8 protein-coding genes are annotated in these 8,495 nt (G+C 71.8%); all 8 read right to left on the bottom strand.

Annotated features, from left to right (window positions below; genetic code table 11):
* Window positions 1-82: 82 nt before the first annotated feature.
* Window positions 83-922, bottom strand: a complete 840-nt coding sequence (cysE, locus tag I9P22_RS22070) for a serine O-acetyltransferase (RefSeq protein WP_199262165.1) — start codon at window positions 920-922, stop codon at window positions 83-85.
* Between the two features lie 63 nt (window positions 923-985).
* Entirely contained in the window at window positions 986-1,708 is a 723-nt protein-coding gene (locus I9P22_RS22065; protein WP_199262163.1) for a DUF2793 domain-containing protein, read from the bottom strand.
* On the bottom strand, window positions 1,701-5,591 hold the full coding sequence (locus tag I9P22_RS22060) for a baseplate multidomain protein megatron (protein WP_199262161.1): 3,891 nt from the start codon (window positions 5,589-5,591) through the stop codon (window positions 1,701-1,703). The genes I9P22_RS22065 and I9P22_RS22060 overlap by 8 nt, the downstream gene beginning before the upstream one ends.
* 18 nt (window positions 5,592-5,609) lie before the next feature.
* Entirely contained in the window at window positions 5,610-6,035 is a 426-nt protein-coding gene (locus I9P22_RS22055; protein WP_199262160.1) for an NlpC/P60 family protein, read from the bottom strand.
* The gene (locus I9P22_RS22050) at window positions 6,032-6,850 is read right to left on the bottom strand and encodes a DUF2163 domain-containing protein (protein ID WP_199262159.1); all 819 of its coding nucleotides are present in this window, start codon (window positions 6,848-6,850) and stop codon (window positions 6,032-6,034) included. Before I9P22_RS22050 ends, I9P22_RS22055 begins: the two co-directional genes overlap by 4 nt.
* On the bottom strand, window positions 6,847-7,479 hold the full coding sequence (locus I9P22_RS22045; protein WP_199262158.1) for a DUF2460 domain-containing protein: 633 nt from the start codon (window positions 7,477-7,479) through the stop codon (window positions 6,847-6,849). Before I9P22_RS22045 ends, I9P22_RS22050 begins: the two co-directional genes overlap by 4 nt.
* Before the next feature lie 3 nt (window positions 7,480-7,482).
* Window positions 7,483-8,145, bottom strand: a complete 663-nt coding sequence (locus I9P22_RS22040) for a phage tail tape measure protein (protein ID WP_199262157.1) — start codon at window positions 8,143-8,145, stop codon at window positions 7,483-7,485.
* A 26-nt stretch (window positions 8,146-8,171) separates the two neighbouring features.
* The gene (locus tag I9P22_RS22035; protein WP_199262156.1) at window positions 8,172-8,384 is read right to left on the bottom strand and encodes a phage tail assembly chaperone; all 213 of its coding nucleotides are present in this window, start codon (window positions 8,382-8,384) and stop codon (window positions 8,172-8,174) included.
* Between the last annotated feature and the right edge of the window lie 111 nt (window positions 8,385-8,495).

Here is an 8,495-nt window from a genome sequence, read left to right as displayed (position 1 = left end):
GCTCCCCCATACCTGCCTCAGCAAAAGGGAAGCACATCACGAGCAGGCCGGGAATCCTGAATCTTGATGCCCGCGATACGCTCTAGAACAGGTCCTCTTGACCCAGAAGCTGGTTCATGCTGTTCGAGGGATCCGCGCAGCCGGCATCGCCCACGATCCGCGCCGGCACCCCGGCGACGGTCTTGCAGGGCGGCACCTCGGACAGCACCACCGAGCCGGCGGCGATGCGCGAATGGTGGCCGACGCGGATATTGCCCAGCACCTTGGCACCGGCGCCGATCATCACGCCGTTGCCGATCTTGGGATGGCGGTCACCATCCTCCTTGCCGGTGCCGCCCAGCGTCACCGAATGCAGCATCGACACATCATCGCCCACCACCGCAGTCTCGCCGATGACGATGGAATGGGCATGGTCGATCATCACCCCGGTGCCGATGCGGGCGGCGGGGTGGATGTCCACCCCGAACACTTCCGAGCAGCGCATCTGCACGAAATAGGCCATGTCGCGGCGGCCCTGCTGCCACAGCCAATGGCCGATGCGATAGGCCTGCAGCGCCTGGTAGCCCTTGAAGAACAGGATCGGCTGCATCAGCCGGTGCGTCGCCGGGTCGCGGTCATAGACCGCCAGCAGGTCGGCCTGCGCCGCCGCCGACAGCTCCGGCGCGCGGGCAAAGGCGTCGTCGGCGATTTCGCGCAGGATCTGCTCGCTCATCTCGCGCGAGGCAAGCTTCAGCGAGAAACGATAGGCCAGCGCCGCCTCGAATGTGGCATGGTGCAGCAGCCCGGCATGGATCAGCGCGCCCAGCAAGGGCTCGTCGCGCACCGCGATCCGCGCCTCGCGCTGGATGCGTCCCCAGACCGAATCGCGCGGGGCGTCCCGAGCGTCGGAAAGCGGCTCGATCATGTCTTTCTGCAGGTTCATTCAGGCGCGCCCGTCGGTTTCGTCCGCCGAGTCTAGCGGAAACCGGCGGGCGCGAAAAGACCGTCAGTCCGGCAGCCGCAATTCCCACCAATGCAGCACGACGCGCACCCTGCCGCCGGCGAACTGCCCGCCCGCAGCCGTCAGCCGCAGCGGCGCCGGCTCCCAGAAGGCGATGGGCGGCGACAGCACCCCCCGCGCCCATGAGCCCGGCGCCAGGCCCAGCCCCTGCCCGAACCGGCCGAGGCTCTGCGCGTCGCCCGCCGTGCCCAGCGACCACGAGGTTGCGCTGCCGGTGATCGCCTCCAGCACCCGCGCCGTCGCCCCGACGACCAGCCCGCCGGGCGGAATCGCCATCGCGGTCTCGAACCATTCCCCGGCGCCCAGCGTCACGTCCTCGGACAATTGCCGCGCCAGCAGGCCCGAGCCATGCTGGCCCAGCGTCACCGCGCCCGCCACCCAAGCCGCGCCGTCATGGATCGCCACCACCCCCTGATCGGCGATGACCGCGCGCCGGCCATAGGCGGGCTGGACAAAGATCCAGCCGCCATTCGCGCCGATGGCTACCTTGCCGCCCTGCCCCTCCCAGGCATTGACCGCACCCTGCGGCACGGCCCAGCACAGCCCGTCCACCACCGTCTCGGGCGGGGTGATGCGCGTCAGGCTTTGCAGCACCAGGTCGACCTGCCCGTCCAGCCGCAGCAGCGCCTCGTTCACCGTGACATGTTTCTGCGCCTGCGCCGGCATCAGCAGCGGCAGGCCGCAATTGGTGGTCGTGTTCTCAGGCATGGATCATCCTCCTTGCATGGGGCCCCGCCCCGAACGTGTCTGAAAGCTGGGCGACCTCGACGGCGAAATCGCCCCCGGCCACGGCCTGCGACCAGGCGCTTTCCGGCACCACCCAGCGCGGCTCGGCCAGCACGGCTTGCGCCAGCACCTGCCCATCCCGAACCAGCCGGGCCGAGTAACGCTCCTGCGCCTCGCCCAGCGGCACATCCGGCCCGTCCCAGCCGTCGCCCTGCACCCGGGTGCGGCGGATCCAGGTCACTTCCCGGCCGCGGACCTCCAGGTGACAGGGCGACAGCGGCCGCAGCCCGGCACCGCGGAACGCGGCCGCGACACGGCGATAGCTCGGGTCGTCCGGCGCACGCGCCGCCGGCCCGATGCGCCAATGCCGCAGCTGGTTGCGGGCCGAGGGCGCCAGCTCCACCTGCCGCGCCGCGCCGTCCAACAGCACCACCACGCTGCCCGAGGGCCAGACCGCCGGCATGAAGGCATCCGTCCCCGCCTGCCCGCGCAGCCGCATCGAGATTTCCCACAGCCCGGTCGAGACCAGCCGTGCATCAGCGAATTGCAGCAATTCCCAGCCCTCGGCCGAACCGTCGCCGATCGCCAGCAGGTTCGCGCCCGCCATCAGCGCCCCGGGCGAGGCGGATTCCAGGGTGCCGCCCTTGACCCTGACCCGCAGCGCCGGCCCGCGATCCCAGACCCCGGGCCGCGCCGCCGAAAGCGGGCCTTCGGTCCGGCCCATGATCGCCGGCTCGGCCAAAGTCATGTTCAGCCCATAGCCCCCCGCCGCTTCGGTCGAGACCCAGACCGCCGCCGCCCCCGGCCAGGGCGTCGCCGTCACCGCCAGATGCGGCGCATGCGCCACCTCGTCGCCGCGCAGCAAGGGCAGGTCCAGGAACACCGGCCAGACCGGGATCGGCGGCACGAAGGGGCGCAGCGCCACCTCGCCCTCGACCACCCGGGCCGGGCGATAGACCCCCGGCTCGACCCGCACCGCATCGACGGTGATGGCGCCGGCGCGCTCGATGCGGTCGATGCGCCAGCGCCGCGCCGCGGCCCCGGGCTCGGCCAGCCGCACCACGTCGCCCGGCCCCAGATGCCCCAGCGAGGGCGGCAGGGCGAACCGCACCGCATCCCGCGCCACCGCCGCCTCCGACAGCCAGCGTTCCGCCAGCGCCCGGCCCTCGCCCCGGGTCAGCGCCATCGCCAGCTCGCTGTCCGAGACCGCCAGGAACTCCGCCCCCGGCATCATCGTCTCGGCGGTGCGCGCGGCATAATCGCCACCCGCCTCGACATGGGTAAGCCGGATGCGGCCCACCATCTCGGCATCGGCGGCGCGCGAGACCTCGACCGCCTCGACCTCCTCGGCCAGCGCCATGTCCTCGGGCCCCAGCTCGGCGTCGACCCGCGCGCCGCGCATGACGAAGCGCAGCACGCCGTCGCGCTCGACCGCATCGAAGCCATGCGCCAGCATCAGCGGCTGCAAGGCCGCCCGGCCGCTCTCGGCCCCCGACAGCGCATAGCCGCGCACCAGACCGCGCAGCCCCTCGGCATCAAAGGCGCGCACCCCCGCCTCGCGGCAGATCTCGGCCACCACATCGGCCAGCGGCACCGCGCCGGCGCGGCCGTTCAGCCAATGCCCGCGCTCCCATGCCGGGCCGTCCGACCACAGGTCGGTGCGGGCCGGGAAGGCCGGATAGGGCCGCGCATCCCAGCACCAGACATGCGCGCGGCCCATGTCCACCATCCGCCCCGCCCCGCTCCGGCCGAAGGCGGCGCGGGCCGGGTTGTTGGCCGGATCGCCCCAGAACTCGGTCATCGCCCGCACATAGGCCGCCTGGATCACGTCGTCGCGCCGCCCGTCCGAAAAATAGGGCAGCAGCGATTCCGAGCTCATCGCGTCCAGGAACTTGTTCGGCTGGTTCGTGCCTTTGTCCAGCGCCGCGCAGCCGATCTCGGTGAACCAGATGGGTTTCGAGCGCGGCACCCATGCCGTCGGCTGCGCCAGCCGCACCCCGCCGATGCGGTCGTGATGCCGGTTCTGCCACCAGCCGCGGATATCCTTGTAGCGCCAGACCCAATGCTCGTGATGCGCGCCATCGCGAATCTCGGTACGCCGCTGCGCCTGCCGGTCGGCCTCGCTGGCGTAATACCAGTCGTAGCCCTCGCCCCCCGCCACATTGGCGCGCAGATAGGCCGGATCGTCGATGCGCCCCCAATGCGCGTCCAGATGCGCCTCGCCCTCGCGCCAGTCCGACAGCGGCATGTAATTGTCGATGCCGATGAAGTCGATATTCTCATCCGCCCAGAGCGGATCGAGGTGGAAATGCACGTCGCCATTGCCGGGCTGATGGCCGAAATATTCCGACCAGTCGGCAGCATAGCCGATTTTCACCCCCTCGCCGAGGATGCCGCGCACATCCGCCGCCAGCCGCCGCAGCTGCGCGACCGCGGGAAAGGCATGGTCGGCCCCCATGATCGTCGTCAGCCCGACCATCTCGGAACCGATCAGGAAGGCGTCGATGCCGCCCGCCGCCGCGCAGAGATGCGCGTAATGCAGGATGAAGCGGCGATAGGACCATTCCTCCGGCCCGCTATAGGTGATCGTCCAGCCCTCGCGCGAAAAATCCCCCGCCTCGGCCGCGCCGAAGAACCGTGCCACCTCTGCCTCGGCCGCGGCCGTGCCGGCAGGACTGCCCGCGCGACCGGGCGCGATGCTGGTGGTGATCCGCCCGCGCCAGGGCATCACCGGCTGGTCCGCCGGCCCGCTCCAGGGATCGGGCCGGCCGTTGCCCGGCAGCTGCTCCATCAGGATGAAGGGATAGAACACCGCCTTGCGACCGCTCCCGGCGATTGCCCGCAGCGCCTCGATCACCGCGCCATCGGCCGGGGTGCCGCCATAGATCGGCCGCCCGTCCGCCCGCGCCACCTCCGACGCGCCATCGCGCCCGATGCCGCCGGCGCGCCAGGCCGTCTCGCGACCGTCGCGCGACCGGTCCTCGACCTTGGGGCGCACCGTGCATTCGCCGACCCGCAAATCGTCGCCGAACCAGGACACCACCAGCGACACCGAGCCGACATTCGGCAATTCCCGCCCGAGCACCCGCATCGAGGCCTGGAAATCGGTCGGCGCCAGCGCGGTGTTGTGGTTGACCACCTGCGTCTCGCCCAGGCCCAGGTCATGGCTGACCGCCGTGGTCGCCAGCGCATATTCCCCGGTGCCGGGGATCATGGCGACGGCCTGCACCTCGCGCGACAGGCCCCGTCCCTGCTTCGCCGCCCGCGTCACCTCGAAGGATAGCTGCGGCACCCGGTTGCCCCAGCGCTCCAGCGCCAGATCCTCGAAGACGACATAGGCGATGCCGCGATAGGCCGGGGCCGTCTCGCCCTCCTGTGCGGCGATGGCCGGGTCGGGCAGCTGGTCCTCGTCGCCGGAATAGACGCGCATGTTCAGGTCGTCAGGCGCGATCTCCTCGCCATCCGCCCAGATGCGGCCCACGCCCAGGATCGGGCCCTCGCACAAGGCCAGCGCAAAGCTCAGCCGATAGCCGATCTCGGTCACGCTGGGCCCCGAGCCCTTGCCGCCGCCCTGCCGGCGCCGCGTCTCGACCAGCGGTCCGGCCCAGATCGCATGGCCCGGCACCCGCATCTGCCCCCAAAGCCGCGGGATCGGCGTGCCCTCGCCCGCGGTCTGGATGCGCAGCCGGTCCACGCGGCCGGTCTCGACCGCCTTCGAGCCCGAGCCCAGCAGGCGCTGGTCGATGACCTGCCCCAGCGTCGCCCCCACGGCCCGGCCGATGACGGCGCCCGAAAGCCCCAGAACCGTGCCGCCAAAGCCCGCACCCAGAGATGCCCCGACCGCCGACAGCAGAATCGTCGCCATTGCGCCCTTCCCTTTCCCTCAAACCGGCGGAAACCGGAACCGCCCCGCGATCCGCGCCCGCCATGGCGCCGAGAGCGGGCTTTCCACCACGCCATGCCGGTCATAGGCATGGACGAAGCTGGCCCGCTCGCCGCATTCCGCCATTATTCCCATATGCTTGGCGACCGCCCCGGCCCGCATGCGGAACACCAGCACGTCGCCCGGCCGCTCGTCCGGTGCAGGCTCCAAGAATCGCCGTGCGCCGCCCAGCAGCAACTCGACGCCACCCACCTCGCCCCAATCGGGCGTATAGGCCGGCATCGCCTCGGGCTCGGCGCCGTAAAGCTCGCGCCAGATGCCGCGGACCAGCCCCAGGCAATCCGTCCCCGCCCCCCGGACCGAGCCCTGATGCACATAGGGCGTGCCGATCCAGCCCCGCGCCGCCGCCACAACTGCCGCGCTCATCGGTTCACCTTGGGCGCGATCAGCCAGTCCTCGGGCGGCAGATGCGGAAAGCCGCGAAAGTTCAGGTAGTTCAGGAACTTCATCCGGCAGGTCTCGGCCCGCTTGTCGCAGCCGGCCTCCAGCCGCACCCGGTCGCCCACCGCCGGCCGGAGGCCCAGCGCCGTCCAAAGCTCGACCTCGCGCCGGGCGCCGGGCAGGGCGGCATCGGCCTTGACCAGGCCCGACAGCCCTGCGGCCGCGCCCGTCAGCACCAACAGCCGGCCATGCTCGAACCAGCCCGCATCATGGCCCGCGACGCCCGAAAGCGTCAGCCGGTCGCCATCCTCCAGGACAACCGCCCCCTCGGCCGCATAGCCGGGGCGCGCCAGGTCGAAGCGGCATTGCCCGTTACCCAGCGCCGCCGAGCAGCGCGGATGATAGACCCGCCCCTGCGCCTTGTTCAGGGGCTCGGACAGCCCGCGCAGCTCGGCCCGGAAGGCCGCGCCGCTGCGCACCACCTCGCCCAGATGGCCGCGAAAGATCAGCCGCCGGTTGCCGGTGTCCGCCCAGTCCACCTCCCACAGCCGCACATCGGCGGCGTCCCAGCGCCCGGCCATCAGGTCGCGCTCGGTGATCGCCGCATCCGACAGCGCCCCCGCCGCCTCGCTGTTGTCCACCGCCAGACCCGAACTCTGCACCAGCGCCCGCGCGCTCAGCCCGCTGTCGGGGCGAAAGGCGATGCCCTTGAAGGACAGCGCCCGGTCGTGATCGGTAAAGCCCAGCACCAGCCCGTCGCGGCGCCGGACCGCCCAGGCCCGCGCAATCGTCTCGCTCATGGCCGCACCTCCACCACCGGCACCTGCGGCAGGTCGCCGGCCTGGAACGAGGCGACCGAGACCGCGATCCGGTCGGTGTCGAAGCGCACCGGCACGTCGAACTCGAAACCCGCCGTGACCGTGGCCCCGGCAGCGGGCGGCACGGCGAAGCTGAGGATGCCCGTGGTCGTATCCACCGCGAAATCCACCCCGGCGCGCAGCTCGACATTGCCGATCCCGGCCAGCACCGTGCCCTCGACCGGCTTGGTCACCGGCCGCCAATAGCGCGCCGGGCCCGAGGCATAGGCCTTGCGCAGCACGAAGTCGCGCCGCATCCCGTCGCCCGTGCCCAGCTCCTGATCCTGGAAACCGACCGCGGCGCTGGGAGGGCAGGACTTGCAATCCGCCCAGTCCTTCCAGCGGAACCCGTGCATCTGCCCGGCCCGCGCCTCGAAAAAGGCGATCAGCGCCGCCACGTCGTCCAGAGAGCGCAGCCCCAGCCCGGCGTCATAGCGCCGCCGCGAATGCGCCCAGGGCGTACGCCGCTCCTCGTGGCCGTTGGTCAGCGCGACGATCTCGGTCCGCCGCTCGGGTCCGCCGACCGAGCCGAAGGACAGGTTCGCGGGGAACCTGATCTCGTGAAATGCCATGGCTCACCCGTTCCTTTCGCCGCGCGCCAAGAGCCGCCCCAGATGCGCGGCGATCTGGCTCTGGCTGCGCTGGAACCCCGCCACATCCGGGGTCGAGACGTTGAAGGTCACGTTCACCGACCGGCCGCCCCCGGCCGCCGCCACACCCAGCCGCCCGTCGGCGCCGCGGCGCAGGGGCATGATCGCCTCGGCCCCGGCCTCGCCCATCAGCCCGGTGGCGCCGCGCATGGGAAAATAGGTCGGCTGGCTGACCACGCCGCCCTTGGCAAAGGGCATCACCCGCCCCTGGGCGAAGGCCGCGCCGTCCGCAAAGGGCAACGCCGCCGAGACCATGCCCTTCACCCCCTGCGCGATCGCCCCGGCCAGCGCCTGCTCGACCGGCTTCATCGCCACGGCGAAGGCGGTATCCGCCATGCTGCGCGCGATGCCCTTCAGCGCGTCCGACAGCTTCATGCCGTCGAAGACCAGACCCGAGAAGGCCCGGCGCAGCCCGCTGCCGATGCCCGATGTCAGGGTGCCGACCTCGCGGCCGGTATAGACCAGCGACTGCCGCAGCTGCGCCAGCTCGGCATCGAACTCTGCCGCCATCCGCGCGCTCTCATCCAGGCCCTTGCCCAGGGCGGGCCCGTCCTCGTCCAGCTGGTCGAATCCGTCCTTGTTCGCCACGACGGCGCCTCCTCTCGTTCAGATGTTCATGTCGCGGGCCGGTCGGGATAGCGCGCCGCCAGTTCGGCCAGCCGGTCGCGGGTCATCGCCCCGCCGCGTCCCGGTTCGACGCCCAGCATCAGCGCCAGCTCGGCCGGGGTCAGCGCCCAGAACTGCCCCGGCGTCAGCCCCAGCCCGCCCTGCCGGGCAGGGCCAAGACCCATGCGCAGCAAGCCCGGCCAGTCCAGCCCGCCGCTCATGTGCCCTCGATGCGGAAGGCCCGCGCCAAGAGCGCCGCCGCCGCATGGGCGGCCGCCACCGGCCCGCCGCGCAGCTCGGCCGCGGCCAGCTCGTCCATGCCGCCCGGCCAG

It is taken from the genome of Paracoccus binzhouensis, assembly GCF_016446475.1.
GTDB classification, from domain to species: Bacteria; Pseudomonadota; Alphaproteobacteria; order Rhodobacterales; family Rhodobacteraceae; genus Paracoccus; species Paracoccus binzhouensis.
Note: the sequence above shows the minus strand (reverse complement) of the source record. Positions and strands in the feature narration are given on the sequence as shown.

What these genes read in the sequence shown, in the direction of transcription:
- cysE (WP_199262165.1), bottom strand. Translation starts at nt 922, where the DNA reads ATGAACCTGCAGAAAGACATGATCGAGCCGCTTTCCGACGCTCGGGAC.
- I9P22_RS22065 (WP_199262163.1), bottom strand. Translation starts at nt 1,708, where the DNA reads ATGCCTGAGAACACGACCACCAATTGCGGCCTGCCGCTGCTGATGCCG.
- I9P22_RS22060 (WP_199262161.1), bottom strand. Translation starts at nt 5,591, where the DNA reads ATGGCGACGATTCTGCTGTCGGCGGTCGGGGCATCTCTGGGTGCGGGC.
- I9P22_RS22055 (WP_199262160.1), bottom strand. Translation starts at nt 6,035, where the DNA reads ATGAGCGCGGCAGTTGTGGCGGCGGCGCGGGGCTGGATCGGCACGCCC.
- I9P22_RS22050 (WP_199262159.1), bottom strand. Translation starts at nt 6,850, where the DNA reads ATGAGCGAGACGATTGCGCGGGCCTGGGCGGTCCGGCGCCGCGACGGG.
- I9P22_RS22045 (WP_199262158.1), bottom strand. Translation starts at nt 7,479, where the DNA reads ATGGCATTTCACGAGATCAGGTTCCCCGCGAACCTGTCCTTCGGCTCG.
- I9P22_RS22035 (WP_199262156.1), bottom strand. Translation starts at nt 8,384, where the DNA reads ATGAGCGGCGGGCTGGACTGGCCGGGCTTGCTGCGCATGGGTCTTGGC.